This is a genomic window from Streptomyces sp. NPDC053048, assembly GCF_044547045.1.
GTDB lineage: Bacteria > Actinomycetota > Actinomycetes > Streptomycetales > Streptomycetaceae > Streptomyces.
On the sequence record NZ_JBITZS010000002.1, the window covers coordinates 98937 to 116416 of the forward strand.

Sequence of the window (17480 nt, forward strand, 5' to 3'; positions counted from 1 at the left end):
CGGCGGCTGGCGCGGGGCCCGGCCCGGGAAGATAGTGGAAGGAGGGGAACATCACCGAACCGGAGGACACCATGATCGTCCTCGGAGTCATTCTCCTCATCATCGGCTTCCTGACCGGCATCTCCATCCTGTGGACCATCGGTCTCATCCTGGTGATCATCGGCCTGGTCCTGTGGCTCCTGGGCGCCGTCGGGCACGCGGTCGGCGGGCGCCGGCACTACTGGTAGGCAGGCGACGGGACGGCAATACCGGACAGTAGCCCGAAGGGCCCGGACGGCCCACCGGAAAAGCGCGCGCGGCGGGAATGACGCGGCGCGTGGCGAACACCTATGACTATTCGCCCGCGCCCTTCTCTCCGATTCCACGGGAGGATTCCAGGGCGGATGCGCGTGCACGCGAAGAAAGCGTGGGGTCGCTCTCCCACCAGTCGATTCCCATCTCCTTCGCCTTGTCCACGGACACGACGAGCAGCCGCAGCCGGATCGTCAGCAGTTCGATGTCGAGCAGGTCGACGCGGATGTCGCCCGCGATGACGATGCCCTTGTCGAGCACCCTTTCAAGAATGTCGGCGAGGTCGGCCGGGCAGTCGTCGCCCCGCCGGACCGGCTCCCTCCGCTCGGTCATGTCGCCGCCCCGCCGTCGTCGGTCGGCCTGCTGCCGTCGGCCGGCCCGCGGGAACGCTCGAGGCGGTCCAGGAGGGCGTCCTCGCACCGGTCGAACTCCTCCTCGTCGATGCCGCCCGCGGCCCTCCGCTCCTCCAGGGCCTTGAGTTCGCCGCGCACCACGGCCGGGTCGTAGTGGATCCGCTCCGCCTCCTCCAGCAGCAGGCGCAGCACCCAGCAGACGAAGCCGATCATTCGACGAAGCTGTAGGGCGGCAGCGGACCGTACACGGTCAGTTCGAGGTGGGGGTGGTCCTTCTCGAGCCTGCGGGCCTCGTCGAGGAGGCGGCGGGCCGCGGACTCCTCGATGAGGTAGGAAACGTTCAGGAAGCAGCCGGAGCTCTCCGGCCCCGTGCGCTCCCGTTCGCCCAGTGGTGCCAGCGTCTCGCGCACCAGCTCGGCGTCGTGGCCCTCGCGCTCGCGCACCTCCTGGGCGACCAGCTCACCGAAGCGCAGCCGCTGTTCGTAGGAGCCGCCGCCCTCGGCCCGGTTGGCCGCGGCGAGCGTGCGCAGCCCGGTGTTCTCGGCGAGCACCAGGTGCAGGACGGCGTCCTCGCGGTGGACGGCCTTGACGTTGTACTCGACGCGGCCGGCGAGCTTCGCCAGCTGCTCACGGTAGCGGTCGGCGTGCTCGGTGAGGACGCCGCGCACGTCGTCGTCGCTGTCGGAGACGCTGCCGAAGCGCATGGGCAGCACGGGGGCGCGCCGGCCGGTCTCGGTCACCACGTGCTGGTGGGCCAGCAGGTCGCGGCGCTTGGGCCGCAGTTGTCCGGGGCAGTCGCTGACCACGGCCACCAGGTCGTCGTGGACGATCAGGCGGACGGGCAGCGGCGGGTCGCCGATGCCCGTGAGGTCTTCGGGCAGCGTGGCGCGGCCGGGACGCGCGATGCCGTAGACGTAGGTGCTCACTGTTCCTCCTCATTGCGGGAGGCGGCGAGGCGGCTGCCGTTCCCGGGTTCCTTGCCGCGCGCCTGCCGGACCGCGTCGTGCACGGTCTGGGCGGCTCCGGACAGGGCACCCCTGGTCCTGCCGCGGGCCCCGCTCTCGGTCATCCGGCCCACCACGTCGGGCAGTCCGGGGCTCTTGTGCGGGCCGGCTTCCAGGTCGAGGCGGTTGCACGCCTCGGCGAAGCGCAGATAGGTGTCGACGCTGGCGACCACGACGCGCACGTCGATCTTCAGGATCTCGATGCCGACCAGCGAGACGCGCACGAACGCGTCGATCACCAGCCCGCGGTCGAGGACGAGTTCCAGGACGTCGTACAGGCCGCTGGTGCCGCCTGCGCCTCCGCCCCGCTCCACAGGGACAACGCTCATTTCGGTACAGCTTCCCCTCGTCCCCGGCGGCCGGTCCGCCCGGCCCGCGCGGCGGCTCTCAGCGGGGGCCGGTCCTGCCGCGCTCGTAGCGCCGCACGCGGCGGTAGCCGGTGAGCAGGCCGTCGGGGTCGAGGGTCACCTGGTAGAGCGCGATCACGCTCATCGTCTCGGGGACGCGGGCGACCTCCACCACTTCGACCTCCAACTCCCAGCCGTGCTCGGCCTGTTCGAAGCGGGAGATGCCTTCCGGGCACAGCCCGGTCAGTTCCGCGAACTGTTCGTGGGCCGTGCGCAGGACCTGAGGTGCCGTAAGGGCCGGCTTTCCGGCCTCCGGGGATGTTCTCTCGGTTTTCCGGGTTTTCTCGGGATCTGACATGGGGCCTCGGTATCGGTCTTTGGGGCCTTGTTGTTCACCTACCGCACCGACGGGTTCTCAAACGTCCGGATTCAAAGGGAATTTACCGGGAACCCGATTCACCGGAGGTTGATATCCCATGGTTCCACTGCTTCTTGTTCTGCTGCTCGCCCTGATCCTTTTCGGGGCGGGATTCGCCGTCAAGGTTCTGTGGTGGGTCGCGGTGGTCGTCCTCGCGATCTGGCTGCTCGGCTTCGTCATGCGGTCCGTCGACGGCAGCGGGGGCCGGGGCCGCTGGTACCGATGGTGAGGCGGCCCGTCGCGGACTCCGTCCGCCGTCACACCGAGGGCCGCCGGGCACAAGCCCGGCGGCCCTTTCCTCCACCCCGCCGCGTTCCTCCGACCCGCCCCGGCCCTCAGTCGCGCACGTCGTCGGCAACCTCCTTGTCCAGGGCGGCCCGGACCAGCGCCGCCGCCAGTGCGGGGGCCTCCGCGCGCCCGGCCAGCGACGCGAGCTTCCCGGGGTCGGTGGGCAGACCCAGGCGCCGGGCGCCGTCGAGGGCCTTGCCGTCGAAGCAGGGATAGGCCTCGCTCCAGACTCCCTGGGCCTCCCGGAGGAAGATCCCGGCGCCCGCCGGGCCCAGCCCCGGCACCTCCCGCAGCACCTCCCGCAGCCGGTCCACGTCGCCGTCCGCCTTCTCCCGCATGCGCCGCACGTCGCCGCCGTAGTGGTCGAGCAGCAACTGGGCGCCGTCGCCCAGCTGGGTGGCGGTGCGCTCGTCGTAGCGGCGGTAGCCGCCCTCCCCCAGCGCGTCCACCCGCTGCTGCCAGGTGGCGTCCGCCATCCGGCGCGGGGTCGTCATGCCCGCGTCCGCCAGGCTGCGGGCGGCGGCCACCGCGACGGAGGCCCGGATGCGGGCGCTGAGCAGGCAGGACAGCACCAGGAGCCGGTACAGCGGCTGCGGGGTGTCCCGCAGCCGGATGCCGGCCTCCTCGGCGTACGTGCGCCCGTGCTCCCGGAGCAGCTTCCGTACCGTCTCCCGGTCTCCCGCGGTGGCCGCCATGACGGTCGCCCGGTCAGTTGAGCAGGCCGGGGCGGCGGGGGAAGCGGTGCCGCGCCAGGGCACCCGCGAGCGCCTCGGCGACGTCCTCCGCCGAGGCGGTGCCGTTGCTGGTCAGGATGCCGTGGCCGACCGCCTCGTCGCTCAGCACGATCTCCTCGGGGACCTTGGCCTCGGTCAGCAGCCGGGTGCCCTCGCCGAGGGCGGCCAGGGGTTTGCCGTGGCGGTAGGCCTCCTCCACGAACCGCACGGCCGCCGGGTCGGCCGCCAGCAGGGTCACCGCCTCCTTGCCGTCCGCGACCAGCACCGCGTCGTAGAGGACGGAGCCCATGGTGGGCAGCGCGCGATCCACCTCGAGGGCGCCGCCGTCGGCGCCCCGGACGCTGCCGTCCTTGGCCGCCAGCACCTCCGCGATCGCGCCCTCGGCGGCCAGCCGCTCGCGCACGGCCATCACCTGCCCGGCGTCGGTGCCCTCGGCGGCCAGCACCGCGACCTTGCGGGTGCGGATGCCCTCGCCGAGCAGGTTCTCCTGGCTGAGGGCGGGCGAGGCGGCCGTGGGGACGCCGGCGACCGGCTGCGGGGCCGCCACGCCGATGCCGTCGGCGACCATGGCGGCGAGGTCACCGTTGACGTTGGCGAGGTTGCCCACCATGCGCTCGCGCACCTCCCTGGACCCGACCTTGCCGAGCTCGAAGCGGAACGCCTCCATCAGGTGCCGCCGCTCCCAGTCCGACATGCTGTTCCAGAACAGCGCGGCCTGGCTGTAGTGGTCCTGGAAGCTCTCGCTGCGCACCCGGATCTTCTCCCCGTCGACGCGCTCCGCGTAGTGCCGGAACACCCCCGGGCCGCCGCCGGAACCGGCGTGGGCCGGGCAGCCGCCGCCGAGCGAGTTGGGGAAGTAGTTGGTGCCGGGGTGGATGACCTGCTGCCCGAAGCCGTCGCGGTGGTTGTGGTGGACGTCGGCGACGGGCCGGTTGACGGGCAGCTGGCTGAAGTTGGGGCCGCCCAGGCGGATCAGCTGCGTGTCGAGGTAGGAGAAGTTGCGGCCCTGCAGCAGCGGGTCGTTGGTGAAGTCGATGCCGGGGACGACGTTCGCCGTGTGGAAGGCGACCTGCTCGGTCTCGGCGAAGAAGTTCTGCGGATTGCGGTCGAGGACGAGCCTGCCGATCGGTCGCAGCGGCACCTGCTCCTCGGGAATGATCTTCGTGGCGTCGAGCAGGTCGAAGTCGAAGGAGAACTCGTCCTCCTCGGGGACCAGTTGCACGCCCAGCTCCCATTCGGGGTACTCGCCGGCCTCGATGGCCTCCCACAGGTCCCGTCGGTTGAAGTCGGGATCCCGGCCGGCGGCGATCTGTGCCTCGTCCCAGACCAGGGAGTGCACACCCAGCTTCGGCTTCCAGTGGAACTTCACGAAGGTGCCGCGGCCCTCGGCTGTGACGAAGCGGAAGGTGTGCACCCCGAAGCCCTGCATCATCCGGAAGCTGCGCGGGATGGCCCGGTCGGACATCAGCCACATCAGCATGTGGGTGGTCTCCGGCTGCAGGGAGGCGAAGTCCCAGAAGGAGTCGTGGGCGGAACCGCCGGTGGGCATCTCGTTGTCCGGTTCCATCTTGACCGCGTGCACGAAATCGGGGAACTTGATCGCGTCCTGGATGAAGAACACCGGCATGTTGTTGCCGACCAGGTCGTAGTTCCCCTCGCGGGTGTAGAACTTGGTGGCGAACCCGCGCACGTCGCGCACCGTGTCGGCCGAGCCGCGCGGGCCCTGGACGGTGGAGAAGCGCACGAAGACGGGTGTGCGGCGGCCCGCCTCGGCGAGGAAGTCGGCGCAGGTGTACTCGCTCAGCGACTCGTAGGCCTCGAAGTAGCCGTAGGCGCCCGCGCCGCGGGCGTGGACGACGCGCTCGGGGATGCGCTCGTGGTCGAAGTGGGTGATCTTCTCGCGGTTGTGGAAGTCCTCGAGCAGCGTCGGGCCGCGGGTTCCGGCGCGCAGCGCGTTGTCGGTGTCGTCGACGCGGACGCCCTGGTCCGTGGTGAGGGCGTCGGAGGCGGGGGCGGCACGGAACCGTTCCAGCTGCTCGTCCTTGGCGTCCTGCGGTCCGGGGGTTCCCCGCTGTGCTGACTCGTGGTGGGCGGACACGCGCGCACTTCCTTCCGCATGGGGTTCGTCGGGAGAGGGAGGGGCCCCGGCACGGCGCCGCTCGCCCTCAGGCTCACCCGCGTTCCCCGGGCGGGCAACCCGAAACCGCCGACCGGGGGCGGCGGCGGGCGCGCTCAGGTGAGCTGCTGGTTGAAGCGGCGGGCCGCGCGGTCGTTGAGCCGGGTGAGGCGGTGCAGCGCCGCCGAGTGGACTCCCCGGGCGGCGACGCGGCCGGGCACGTTGCGGCGGGGCGCCTCGCCGGCGGCGGGCAGCAGCCGGGCGACCGGGGTCAGCAGGAGGCGGGTGGTGGTGGCCGGGGCCACCCCGTGCAGCCGGACGGCGGCCTTGGCCAGGGGTGTGAGCACCAGCTCGGGGCGGCGGTGCTCGGCGGCCCGGACGATGGCTCGGGCGGCCCGCTCCGCGTCCATGGAGAGCACGGGCAGGCCCGCCACGGCGGCGAACCAGGCGTACTCCTTGGCGGGCCGGCCGCTGAAGCGCGCGGCGGTGTGGGAGCCGGTGCGCATCAGGCCGGGCAGGACCGTCGTCACGCTGATGTCCTCGGCCGCCAGCTCGGCGCGCAGGCCTTCGGACAGCCCGGCGGCGGCGAACTTGGCGCCCACGTACGGCAGCAGGTGCGGGGCGGCGATGCGGCCGCCGACGGAGCTGATGTTCACGATCCGGCCGCCGCCGCGCTCGCGCAGGGCCGGCACCGCGGCCATGACCAGGCGCAGGGGGGCGAAGTACATGGTTTCCATGGCGTCGCGGAAGTCGGCCTCGGTCATGGCGGACAGCGGGCCCACCTGGACGGTCCCGGCGTTGTTGACCAGGACGTCCAGGCGGCCGAAGGCGTCGTGGGCGGCGGTGACGAGCCGCTGCGGGGCGTGCTTGTCGGTGACGTCGCAGGCCAGCAGGGCGACGTCGGCGCCCTGGTCGCGGAGCATCGTCCCGGCCACGGCGAGCTCCTCCTCGTCGCGGGCGCACAGCAGTACCGAGCACCCCCGGCGGGCGAGTTCCCGGGCGATCAACAGGCCCAGCCCCCGGGAGGAGCCGGTGACGAGTGCCGCGCGGCCTGCCAGGCGGTCGTGGGACGAGCGGGTCACGGAACCACCTCCTTGCGTTCCGCCAGTGTCACCCGCCGCGGCGGCCGCCGCCGCTCGGCGGGGATCGCCGCTGGTGGCAGGCCCGGTCGGGGCCGGCCGCGGCGGGCGCGGTGTCGCTCCGGCCCGCGCGGGGTACCCGCACAGACCGTTCGAGATCGATGTTCCGAGAACGATGCGTGGAAACGACGTGTGGAAACGACGTGTGAGGAGGATTGGGCATGACGCCCTCGGACACGGCAGGACAACGGCCCGGGAGCAATGACGTGGTGGTGCTGCTGCGGCAGCAGCACGAGCGGATCCGCGACCTCCTGGACGAGGTCCTCGCGCACACCGGCGCGGAACGCGAGCACTGCTTCCGGCTCCTGGTGCATCTGCTCGCGGTGCACGAGACGGCGGAGGAGGAGATCGTCCACCCGTACGCCAGGCGGGCCGTCGAGGGCGGCGGGCCGGTGGTGGACGACCGGCTCAAGGAGGAGGCGGCGGCCAAGAGCGCGCTCAAGCGGCTCGAGCACCTGGACGTGGACGACCCCGGGTTCGTCGAGGAGTTCACCGCGCTGCGCGAGTCGGTGCTCGCCCACGCCGAGGCGGAGGAGCGGCGCGAGTTCACCCGCCTGCGGGAGTCCGGCGACCCCGCGACGCTGCAGCTGCTGGCGAAGGCGGTACGGGCCGCGGAGGCGGTCGCCCCGACCCGTCCGCACCCGGGGACGGAGACCGTGGCGAAGAACGTGGTCCTGGGCCCCGCGGCCGCGGTGGCGGACCGCACCCGCGACGCCGTGCGCAAGGTGTTCCGGGCCGGCTGACCGGTCACGGGACCGGCGCCCGGCCCGTGCGGCTGACCTGAGCGGTTCCCCGAGCGGCTCACTCCAGGCGGGCGAACGGGCTGCCGTCCAGGTCCGCGAGGAGCGCGGCCGGGTCCCGGTAGACGGCGACCGCTCCGGCGCCCTCGAGCTCGGCCCGGCCGATGCCGCCGGACAGCAGGGCGACGCAGTCGAGGCCGGCCCTGCGGGCGGCCTCGACGTCCCAGACGGTGTCGCCGACGAACAGGGCCCGGTGCGGCGGCACGTCCGCCAGCTCGAGCGCCTGGAGCACGGGGTCGGGGTCGGGCTTGCCGGCCTCGACGTCGTCCGCGCTGAGGGAGGCCCGGATCGCGTCGTCGGCGTCGAGCGCCCGGCGCAGCGCCTGGAGTTCGGGGCCCTGGGCGGACGTGGCCAGGACGATCCGCCAGTCCCGGTCGGCGAGGGCGCGCAGCAGCGCGGCGGCGCCCTCGAGGGGTGAGAGGCGCTCGAACCAGGTGGCGTAGACGGCCTTGTGGGCGGCGCTGATGGCCTCGTCCCGTTCGCGGTCGCGGTCCTCGCCGAGCAGCCGGTCCATCAGCCGGCCGGAGGGCATTCCCACGGTGTGGTGGATGTCGGTCATCGCGACCCGGTGGCCGGCCTGGTGGAAGGCCTCCCACCAGGCCACGGCGTGCAGGTAGTTGGTGTCGACCAGCGTGCCGTCCACGTCGAAGACGGCCGCTTTGGGATGCGGGGAGCTGGCCGCGGTGGTCATGTCGTCGTAGGCCGTCACGGTGTCCGCCTCAGGGGGTCAGGAGCGCTCGTCTCCTTCGCGATTTCACGATGTCCCGCTTTCCCGCCCACGCTGGCACAGGCTCCGGGCGGGCGCCCGCCGCCGGTACTCCATCCGGCCGCACGCGTACGGCGACGGGCGGGCCGAAACCTCACGTCGTCAGCAGGCGGTTGAAGAACGAGCGGTAGTGGCGCAGTGCCATGCGCAGGTCCTCGGTGTCCACCTCCTCCCCCAGGTTCCACTGGCTCTCCAGGTCCTCCTTGCGCTGCGAGAACGTCGACGCCAGGGTGCGCATGACCTCCGCGACCAGCGTGTCGGCCGAACTCACCGCCTCGCGGGGGTCGTCGACGAACCTGTTCTGGATCTCCTGCCAGCGCGTCCGGAAGCCTTCCTCGTCGTCCGCGCTCAGCAACTGGGGCGCCTCCTCCTCGTCCTGCGCGGGCGCGCCCTCGGCAGTACCCTCCGTGCTCTCGGTGGTGTCCTCCGTGCCCTCGGTCTCCTCGGTGCTCCCGGTCTCCTCGGTGCTCTCGCCCGGGTAGGTGGGCGTCCCGGGGAATTCCGCGGTGTCCCCGGTCGTGCCGCCGGTCTCCTCGCCGCTGGTCCGCGCCAGGTCCTCGGTGGACAGGCCGCCTTCCTCCGGTTCCGGTATGTCTTCGCGTCGCATGTCCTGCATGTCTCCTCCGTGTCCGCATCGGCGGTCAGGCGCGGGCGTGCCGGGCCCGGCCCCCGTCGGAGAGCAGCTCGTCGAACAGCGCGCGGTAGTGCACCATGGCCCCGCGCAGCTGCTCGGTGGTCGCCTCGTGCCTCATGCTGAGCTTGTTGATCTCGTGTGCGCTGCGGTAGTGCTCGAGGGTGCGGCCGTGTTCCACCGAGAGGTCCTTCAGCCGCTGTTCGAAGCCCTCGGTCGGGTAGCCGCGGTCGTGCATCAGCGAGGTCACCAGCAGGTCGGCGTCCTGCACGGCGTCCTCGGGCCGGTCCACGAATTCGCCCTGGACTCCGGACCATTCGCGGGAGTAGCGGTCCCTGGCGCCCGCGTCCAGTGGCTTGATGTCCAGTTCGTCGTGCCGCTTCTCGCGTTCGCGCATCTCCCGCTCGGCCGCCAGCCGGCTGTCGCTCTTCTCCACCGTCCGTTCGTACTCCGGACCGAAGCGCTCGCGCAGCCGCCGGCGGCGGGTGACGAGATAGGTGCCCGCCGCGAGGGCGATCGCCACCGCCACCAGGGGGAGGATGATCGCCAGAAGAGTGCCTGTTGACATGGAACCGAACCCCCTAGAAATGTCGGATTTGCACCTTTCAGAGTATCCTGGCGCGCCACTCGAAGGAACTTTTGTTCTATGCGGGCGGTGAATCGCGGCGAGTCACCGATCCCGCACAGTGGCGGGATCTTCCCTTGACGGCCGGTTACCCCCCGGTAATGGTTGATCTTCGCGCTCGCGACGGGGGAGCGGCGCGCGGCCCCGGGGCGCTCCTGCCCCCGGCCGTCCACTTCATCCGCTCTTCGACGAGCGCTCCGGGAGAGACTTCTTGTCCGCCGAACAGCATGTGCTCAAGGTCTACAGCGACCGCGCCTACGTCCACACCACCACCGTGCGCCACCAGGGCACCACGATCGCGTTAGCCATGGACGACCGGCGGCGCCTCGTCTACAGCGTCCTGGACCTCTCGCGCCACGACGAGTCCAAGGGCGAGCTGGACGCCGCCTACTGGTCGGAGAACCCGCTCCCGCTCCGCTTCCCCTCCGAGATCACGGACGTGGGATTCGCCGCCGTCGGCGCCACCGCGCTGCCGGTCGTCAAGAGCGGCGGCCGGGTGGAGGCGGCGGCCGGCGAGCGGCTGGACGACGACGAGGTGGACCCCTTCCTCTCCACGACGGCCAGGCTCACCGCCCTCGCCCCGTTCCACGCGCTGTCCGACGGCACCCACGTCGTGGTGCTGCGCCAGTCCGTCGCCGCCGGCGACCCCGACGCCGTCCACAAGCTGTCCGGCGGCGCGTCCTCCGGCGACCCCGACCGCGCGGACTACGTCATGGACGCGTCGGGCGCCAAGGTGCCGCTGGTGGCGGACACCCTCCTGTTCGACCGGTACCTGCTCGTCGGCGGCGAGCTCAAGCCCGTCCTGGAGACCCGCTACCGCCGCAGCCGCCACCGGACCCGCCCCGACTCGGCCAAGGACAGCCTGGGCACGACGGACATGGAGGGCCGCCCCTTCCACGAGCCCACCCAGGAACTGTCGTTCGTCCGCAACCTCTCCGGCGGACGCTTCGCCGCCCTCCTCGTGCCCACCGCCGTCCACGGCCGGCAGCGCTGGCAGGTCTTCGCGCACAACGACGCCACCGGCCGCATCGACTCGTTCAACGTCGAGCAGGGCCGCGACGGGCTGTTCAACCTCCAGGGCACCCAGGCCTGGACCAGCCCCGACCCCTCCCACCGCGACGCCGTCCACGAACCCGGCCCCGGCACCTGCCCGTTCACCGGGCAGCCGCTGATCCCCGTCGTCAGCACGGAAGGACACGCCGAGACGGCGCTGGCCTTCGGCGAGGGCGACGCCCATGTGCGCGTCGCCGAGGGGCCCGAGCTCGCCGGGCGCGACTTCACCGTCGAGTTCTGGGCGCGGCGCACCGCGCACGGCCGCCAGGAGTTCCTCGTCGGCCACGGCGACGAGGCGGGCAGCCCGCACAAGTCCCTGCACATCGGCTTCCGCGAGGACAACCGCTTCACCTTCGCCTTCTACGCCGAGGACCTCAACGCCGAGGTGCGCACCGAGGACACCGCCTGGCACCACTGGGCCTGCGTCCACGAGCACGCCGCCCGCCGCCAGACCGTCTACCGCGACGGCGTGCTGGCCGGCAGCCGCACCACGGACGCCGGCTACACCGGCACCGGCGCCCTGCTGCTGGGCCGCGCCCTCGCCCAGGGCGCCCGCGCCGAGCTCGACGAGGTGCGCGTCTGGGACCGCGCCCGCACCGCCGACGAGATCGAGCGCGACAAGGGCGTCCGCCTCATCGGCAACGACCCCGGCCTCGTCGCCTACTACCGCTTCGACGAGGGAGCCGGCACCCGTCTGCACGACCAGACCGACCACGCCCGGCACGGCGAACTCATCGGCGGCCCGCGCTGGGTGACGTCCGAGGCGCCGATCGGCGACCACCCGGGCGTGCGCCGCGACAGCTTCTCCGTGGCCGGCCGCAGCGTCGTCTCCGGGCTGTCCGCCGTGCTGTACCACCAGCAGGAGGACACCGCCGTCGGCTACGGCCAGGAGCCGAAGCCCGCCAAGCGCCAGGCCCGCGTGCTCCTGTCGTACGCCACCTCCGGCCCCGACCCGAAGACCGGCGCGGAGACCGAGGAGGCGTACGTCGCCACCGTCGACTTCGGCGTCGGGCGCGACGGGCGCCTCGCCCAGGTTCCCGACGAGCTGGCGCTGCCGGTGCTCGCCGCGCCGGAGGGCAGCTCCGACGTCGAGACCATCAGCGAGCTGGACGCCCGGATCCGCGAACTGGTCCGGGACATCACGGCCAAGGAGACCGAGGCCGCCGAGCTCGCCCGGCAGACCGCCGACGTGCCGGAGCTGGAGCGCCAGCGCGAGTTGTACTACCAGCGGTCGCAGGACCTCAGCGGCTGGGCGTTCCGGCTGCGTCTGAAGAACACCCGGGACGGCAAGCCGCAGTACCTCGCCGTGAAGGGCGACGGGCAGGGACAGGGGGACTATCCGCCGCTGATCCGGACCGCCGACAAGGACGCGAAGTCGGTGCTCTGGACCCTCCAGTACCCGCCCTCCTGGAGCGGGGCGACCCCCTACCACGTGCTCAACCTCCACACCGGCAAGGACATGAACGTCTCCGGTGCGAGCATGGACAACGACGGTGAACTCATCGTCTACAAGCGGGAGCCCGGCGCCGGGAACAGTCTCTTCGTCATCCACGACAGCGCCGACGGCTACAGCACCCTGGTCAACCGGAAGAGCGACAAGGCGGTCTGCGCCCCCGACCGGCTCGGCGACCGCGTCGTCCAGTACGACTCCGCCATAGTCACCGAGTCCGGCGAAGCGCTGCTCGCCTTCGAACGGGTCCGCAGGCACGACCTCGGGCACTCCGACATCCGCGACGCCGCCCAGCGCGTGGAGGCGCTCGACGCCCAGCTCGCCGAGCTCCGCCCCCAGCGTGGGCTGCTGGAGCGGCGCCGCCGCGAGATCGAGGCCGACCAGGCCGAGCTGACGGCCAGGCGCGACGAGCTCGCCCGCCTCACGGGCGGCCTCAAGGGCGCCGACGACATCGCGCTGCCCATGCCCCAGCTCTCCCTCGACCGCACCGGACTGAGCACCTCCGGCGCCCTGCTGGCCTTCGCCCGCTCGGCCGACCGGCCGTACCTGCTGGACAGCGCCACCGGAAACGTCGTGCTGTACTTCCGGGGCACCAACGGGCAGTTCTTCGCCACCTACTACGACACCACGGTCGTACGCTCCTCCCGCCGCCTGACGGCCGACGACGGCCAGGCCGTCACCTTCACCGCCCGGGACTCCGGCACCGGCCTGGGCTCGGTCACCATCCGGGTCACGCAAGGCGACGGCCCCGGCCTGTGCGACGTGACCATCGAGCGTGGCGAGGAGCGCGAGACCTGGCAGCGGCTGCCGCGCCAGGCCGCCGACTTCGCCGCGATCGTCAACGGGACACCCGAGGAGCCCGTCACGGTCGGCGCGGTGAAGTCGTTCGACGCGACCACGAGACTGCTGTCCGGCGGCAAGGCGGGCGACGTCGTCGGCGGTGTCCTCCGGCTCGCCGAACCCCTCTCCGCCGCCCTGCCCGCCGGTACCCCCGTCACGGTCGGCGGCCACCTCTACCTCACGGAGGTCGCCCACGCGACGGGAGCCGCCTCGCTCCGGCTGGACGCCGGCGAGGGCGGCCCCGAGCCGCAGCCGGGCGAAGCGGTCCAGCGGCTGCGTTACGACCACCGCCGCGCCTCCTCCAACCGCCCCGGCGTCCCGCTCTCCGCGGGCTCCCGGCTGGTGCTGGCCGACCCGGGCACGGCCCGGGAGGTCCCGCTCGGTGAGGTCTCGGACCTCGTCGCCGGGCACGGCTGCCGCTGGCGCGCGGACCAGCCGGGCCGGGCGTACTCCTTCGACGGGCGGGAGAACATCCTCACCCTGCCGCAGGAGGGGCTGGACCGGGTGGCGGTGACCCGCGACCTGACCCTGGAGGCCTGGGTCAACCCCGAGGCGGTGTCGGGCGCGGCGCGGATCGTGCACACCGGCACCGGCGAGGTCCCCTACACGCTGGGGCTGCTCGCCCCGACCGCCACCGCCGTGCCCGCCCTGGCCTTCGACGGCACGAGCGGCGTGGCCATGACCGAGAACGGCTTCAGCCTCGCGGGGCAGTCCTTCACGGTGGAGTTCTGGGCGCGGCGCACGAAGGAATGGGACGGCAAGGCGCAGTACGTCGTCGGCCACGGCACGTCGCACGCCACCACAAGGGGCGCCCTGCACATCGGCTGGCGCGAGAACAGCACCTTCACCTTCGCCTTCTACGGTGACGACCTCAGCACCACCCACGGCCAGGACCTCCCGGGCTGGCACCACTGGGCCTGCGTCTTCGACGCGACCACCCGGGAACAGGTGATCTACCGGGACGGCATCGCCGAGGACCGGCGCGTCGCCTCGGGCACGTACCAGGGAGAGGGCCTCTTCAGCTTCGGCAGCTCCTTCGCCGGCTGGGTGCCCGACTACGCCGCCGTGGAGATGGACGAGGTCCGGCTCTGGGACACCGCCCGCACCGCGGCGGAGATCCGGGACCGCAAGAACGTACGTCTGACCGGCCAGGAACCCGGCCTGATGGGCTACTGGCCCTGCGGCGACCCGCCGGCCCAGGTGGGCGGCAAGCCCGGCGTCCTGGACCGCTCCGGCCAGAACCGGCACGTCTACCTGCGCGACGGTGTCACCACCACGACCGCGCCCGCCGAGCTCACGTCGGCCGCGGACACGTCGTACCGCATCGTCGCCGGGGCCGGTGACCGGCTGGTGGCCACCCGCGCCTCCTTCGCGCCGCACGAGTGGGCCCACCTCGCGGCCGCCTACGAGCAGTCCTGGGCCGTCGAGCTCTCGGGCGGCGCGTACCTCGAGGCACCCGACAACGACGCCCTCGACATCCCCGGCGACCTCACCCTCGAGGTCTTCTGCCGCGTCGACGCCCTCGGCACGGCCCAGGGCCTGCTCTCCAAGGGCCGTACCGCCGACGGCTCCGGCGGCAGCGTCCCGTACCGGCTGCTCGTCCTGCCCGACGGGAAGCTGGAGTTCGGCTTCGAGGAGCCGGACGGCAAGCCGGTGCGCTTCACCTCCGCCGAGGCCGTGGGCGCCGGGACGTTCCACCGCCTCGCCGTCGTCCGCAAGAGCGGCCGGTCGATGCAGGAGCGCAAGGGCAGCAAGGAGATCACCGCGGCGGGCGCCGACGGCAAGCCCGTCAAGCAGACCGTCGAGCTCGTGGAGTCCGTCGATGTCCAGGAATGGCAGGACATCCGCTTCTTCATCGACGGCCGCGAAGCCGGCTCGGCCCGCTACGAGGGGCCCGGCGCCAAGGGCAACACCGGCACGCTCGACATCGGCCGGGCCCGCGAGGGCCTGGAGACCCACTTCCTCACCGGTGTCGTCGCCGAGGTCCGGCTGTGGAGCCTCGCGCGGGACGCGGCGCAGCTCGGGACGCCCGTCTCCGCCCGCGACCGCGGCCTGACCGCGCAATGGCGGTTCGAGGAGAACGCCGGCAACACCGCGGCCGACACCACCGGCTCGCACCCGGCCCGGCTGCGCGGCGCCCGCTGGACCCGCAACCCCGACCCGCGCGGCAGCGTCTTCCGGATCTACCGCAACGGCGTCTCGCTGGCCTGCGAGCCGCTGGCGTCCCCGGACTTCGCCGGCTACGGCGACGCCCAGCTCTCCCTCGGCGCCCGGCTCGTGGACGGCCAGGTCACCCAGCCCTTCCACGGCATCCTCGAAGAGGTCCGCCTCTGGCGCACCGCCCGCACGCAGGAGCAGGTGCTCGACAACCTCTTCACGCGGCTCAGGGGCGAGAAGGAGGACCTGATCGCCTACTGGTCCTTCGACCGGGCCTCCACCGACGAGGCCGCGGATGTCGTGCGCGACGAGGGCCTGCGCGGCAACGACCTCACGCCGGCCACGGCTCCCCGCCGCCCCGCCACCGTCCTGTCCACCGCGCCCGTCTCCAGCGACACCGCCCAGGTCCGCTCGGCCCTGGCCGCGATGCGCACGCCCTTCCACGAGACGGTCACGGGCGCGCCGGCCGTCGCCGAGTACGCGGACATGCAGTACACGGTCAAGGGCGAGGCGTTCGGTGTGCTGAAGCGGGCGTACGGGTACCTGCGCGACGGGCGCTGGCACCTGGTCACCGGCTACAAGGTGGGCGACCTGATCAGCCAGTGGGTCAGCCAGGTGCAGTTCGACCCGCAGCTCATCGGTTACGTCGAGGGCGCGCCTCCCGTGCCCTCGGAGAACCTCACGCCCAACACGATCGACCCCGACCGGGCCACCTACGACGGGATCGCCTCCGTGGAATTCAGGGAGGCCGAGGAGGTCGTCCACTCGCTGTCCTCGGCCAAGGAGCGCAGCGTGGACGCGGCGTTCGACTTCGCGCTGTCGAACGAGGTCGACGTCGACATGTGGATGATCGCCGCCCCGCTGGGCTTCGGCGTCGCCAAGTCGATGGCGAAGGCGAAGGTGTCGGTGGGCGTGCGCGGCAGCCTGGAGTTCTCCAACAGCTGGGCCGACGAGACCTCCGTCTCGCAGGGCGAGAACACCTCCCGTGCGATGAAGGTCGACCTGTCGGGCAGCTGGGAGGACCCGCTGAGGCCCCTCAACCCCGCGCTCGGCCGCCGCTATGTGCCCGTCAACACCGGCTTCGCCGTCGTGCAGTCGCAGACCGCCGACGTCTTCGCGCTGCGCCTGGCGCACAGCGGGGCCCTGGTCGCCTACCGCATCCAGCCCAACCCGGACGTCCCCAAGGACTGGAACGTCGTCCCCTTCCCGCTCAACCCGCGCTACACCAAGCAGGGGACGCTCGACGGCACGGTCGGCTTCGACGAGCGCGGCAGGGTCCTCGACCCCGACTACACATCGGCCCGTGAGCACGGCGAGTACAGCTACTACAAGCCGCGCGAGGCCTATGCCATCAAGCGCCGCATCCAGCGCGAGCAGCAGCGGCTGCGCAGCTACTACGAGACGGTCTCCACCGAGACCCACACCCCCGACCCCACGGCCGAGCGCGCGGGCCGCGTCCTCGGCGGCGCGATCGGCGGCGACACCGCGCCCGGCAAGGGCCGTGACACGACGGGCAACGCCACCGGCGACGGCTTCTCCCGCCGGGACCTGGTCAACACCTACGTCTGGACGGCGGACGGCGGGTTCTTCGCCGAGACGACGGAGACCGCCGACGCGGTGAGCGAGACCACGTCCGGCTCGTACTCGCTGTCCGGCTCGGTGGGCGCGTCCGTCGGCACGTCGTTCGACGTCATGGGGGTCGGCGTCAACGCGCAGCTGGACGCGTCGGTCGGCGGCGGCATGACCGTCACGCGGGCGCGCGGCAAGCAGGCCACCCGTTCCTTCGGCCTGAACGTCACGTGTGCGCCGTCCGGCAACGTCCAGCAGTACGACGCCAACCGCAAGCCGGTCTTCGACGCCGACGGCAAGCCGGTCAACGCGCCGGGCAAGGTCGACGCGTACCGGTTCCTCAGCTTCTACCTCGGGGAGGACACCGAGCACTTCGACACCTTCTTCCACAAGGTCGTCGACCCGGCCTGGCTGGAGAACGGCACCGACCCCAACGCGGCCGCGCTGCGTCAGGCGCGCCAGTCCGACCGGAAGCCGCCGTGCTGGCGGGTCATGCACCGGGTGACGTTCGTCAGCCGCCTGCTGCCGCCGGTCGCGACCGCCGACGCCGCGCCGCTGGAGCGTGCGATGCGCCAGCTGGACGTGGAGAGCAACTACGAGCTCGTCCGGCGCCTCGACCCGTACGTCAAGGGCGCGGCCACCGGTCTGCCCGAGCTGTCCGCGGCCGTGAGCGGTGCGCTGGCCACGCACCTGCCGGAGCTGCGCCCGCATGCCGAGGAGGTGACCCGCTTCCTCGCCCAGTACTACGGGGTCGAGGGCTGACGGCCACGGCGGGCGGCCCCGGGCGGCCGCCCGCCGTGTGACGCGCGGCACCCCGGAGCCCTTGCCGCCCCGGCGCGGCAAGGGCTCCTCGGGGCGGGGTGACCGACCGCACAGCCGGTGAACTTCTCAACGCCGGG

At 72.5% G+C, this 17480-nt stretch carries 15 protein-coding genes; 4 read left to right on the forward strand and 11 right to left on the reverse strand.

What is annotated here, in order from left to right; translation table 11 throughout:
- Positions 1–71 precede the first annotated feature (71 nt).
- Positions 72–227, forward strand: coding sequence for a DUF6131 family protein (locus ACIG36_RS05655; RefSeq protein ID WP_399922488.1), 156 nt, complete (start codon positions 72–74; stop codon positions 225–227).
- 106 nt (positions 228–333) lie between these two features.
- On the opposite strand, the gene ACIG36_RS05660 is transcribed toward ACIG36_RS05655, so the two are convergent.
- Genes ACIG36_RS05660 through gvpO form a run of 5 tightly spaced genes read right to left on the reverse strand, consistent with a single transcriptional unit; the run spans position 334 to position 2353 of the window.
- Positions 334–624, reverse strand: coding sequence for a gas vesicle protein (locus ACIG36_RS05660; RefSeq protein ID WP_399922491.1), 291 nt, complete (start codon positions 622–624; stop codon positions 334–336).
- Entirely contained in the window at positions 621–857 is a 237-nt protein-coding gene (locus ACIG36_RS05665) for a gas vesicle protein GvpG (protein ID WP_399922494.1), read from the reverse strand. The genes ACIG36_RS05660 and ACIG36_RS05665 overlap by 4 nt, the downstream gene beginning before the upstream one ends.
- Complete coding sequence (locus tag ACIG36_RS05670; protein ID WP_399922497.1) at positions 854–1570, reverse strand: GvpL/GvpF family gas vesicle protein; 717 nt, start codon at positions 1568–1570, stop codon at positions 854–856. Before ACIG36_RS05670 ends, ACIG36_RS05665 begins: the two co-directional genes overlap by 4 nt.
- Positions 1567–1977, reverse strand: a complete 411-nt coding sequence (locus tag ACIG36_RS05675; RefSeq protein ID WP_399922500.1) for a gas vesicle structural protein GvpA — start codon at positions 1975–1977, stop codon at positions 1567–1569. The genes ACIG36_RS05670 and ACIG36_RS05675 overlap by 4 nt, the downstream gene beginning before the upstream one ends.
- 58 nt (positions 1978–2035) lie before the next feature.
- Positions 2036–2353, reverse strand: coding sequence for a gas vesicle protein GvpO (gene gvpO / locus ACIG36_RS05680; protein WP_399922503.1), 318 nt, complete (start codon positions 2351–2353; stop codon positions 2036–2038).
- Between the two features lie 118 nt (positions 2354–2471).
- Between gvpO and ACIG36_RS05685 the strand changes: the two genes are divergently transcribed.
- Positions 2472–2642, forward strand: coding sequence for a hydrophobic protein (locus ACIG36_RS05685; RefSeq protein ID WP_399922506.1), 171 nt, complete (start codon positions 2472–2474; stop codon positions 2640–2642).
- A gap of 106 nt (positions 2643–2748) precedes the next feature.
- On the opposite strand, the gene ACIG36_RS05690 is transcribed toward ACIG36_RS05685, so the two are convergent.
- The 3 genes from ACIG36_RS05690 to ACIG36_RS05700 form a co-directional block, all read right to left on the reverse strand.
- Positions 2749–3396: an endonuclease gene (locus tag ACIG36_RS05690; protein WP_399922509.1), complete on the reverse strand. Its 648-nt coding sequence runs from the start codon at positions 3394–3396 to the stop codon at positions 2749–2751.
- A gap of 13 nt (positions 3397–3409) precedes the next feature.
- Positions 3410–5533, reverse strand: a complete 2124-nt coding sequence (locus ACIG36_RS05695; RefSeq protein WP_399922512.1) for a catalase — start codon at positions 5531–5533, stop codon at positions 3410–3412.
- 134 nt (positions 5534–5667) lie between these two features.
- On the reverse strand, positions 5668–6633 hold the full coding sequence (locus ACIG36_RS05700) for an SDR family NAD(P)-dependent oxidoreductase (RefSeq protein WP_399922515.1): 966 nt from the start codon (positions 6631–6633) through the stop codon (positions 5668–5670).
- A 218-nt stretch (positions 6634–6851) separates the two neighbouring features.
- Between ACIG36_RS05700 and ACIG36_RS05705 the strand changes: the two genes are divergently transcribed.
- Positions 6852–7433: a hemerythrin domain-containing protein gene (locus ACIG36_RS05705; protein WP_399922518.1), complete on the forward strand. Its 582-nt coding sequence runs from the start codon at positions 6852–6854 to the stop codon at positions 7431–7433.
- Positions 7434–7491: 58 nt separating this feature from the next.
- Here the strand turns inward: ACIG36_RS05705 and ACIG36_RS05710 are convergent, their stop codons facing one another.
- The 3 genes from ACIG36_RS05710 to ACIG36_RS05720 all read right to left on the reverse strand — a co-directional run bounded on the left by ACIG36_RS05710 (position 7492) and on the right by ACIG36_RS05720 (position 9455).
- Entirely contained in the window at positions 7492–8181 is a 690-nt protein-coding gene (locus ACIG36_RS05710) for an HAD family hydrolase (protein ID WP_399923946.1), read from the reverse strand.
- Positions 8182–8350: 169 nt separating this feature from the next.
- Positions 8351–8863: a hypothetical protein gene (locus tag ACIG36_RS05715; protein WP_399922521.1), complete on the reverse strand. Its 513-nt coding sequence runs from the start codon at positions 8861–8863 to the stop codon at positions 8351–8353.
- A 34-nt stretch (positions 8864–8897) separates the two neighbouring features.
- On the reverse strand, positions 8898–9455 hold the full coding sequence (locus ACIG36_RS05720; protein ID WP_399922523.1) for a hypothetical protein: 558 nt from the start codon (positions 9453–9455) through the stop codon (positions 8898–8900).
- Positions 9456–9723: 268 nt separating this feature from the next.
- Here ACIG36_RS05720 and ACIG36_RS05725 point away from each other — a divergent pair, with 268 nt between their 5' ends.
- On the forward strand, positions 9724–17343 hold the full coding sequence (locus ACIG36_RS05725; RefSeq protein WP_399922526.1) for a LamG-like jellyroll fold domain-containing protein: 7620 nt from the start codon (positions 9724–9726) through the stop codon (positions 17341–17343).
- Positions 17344–17480 lie beyond the last annotated feature (137 nt).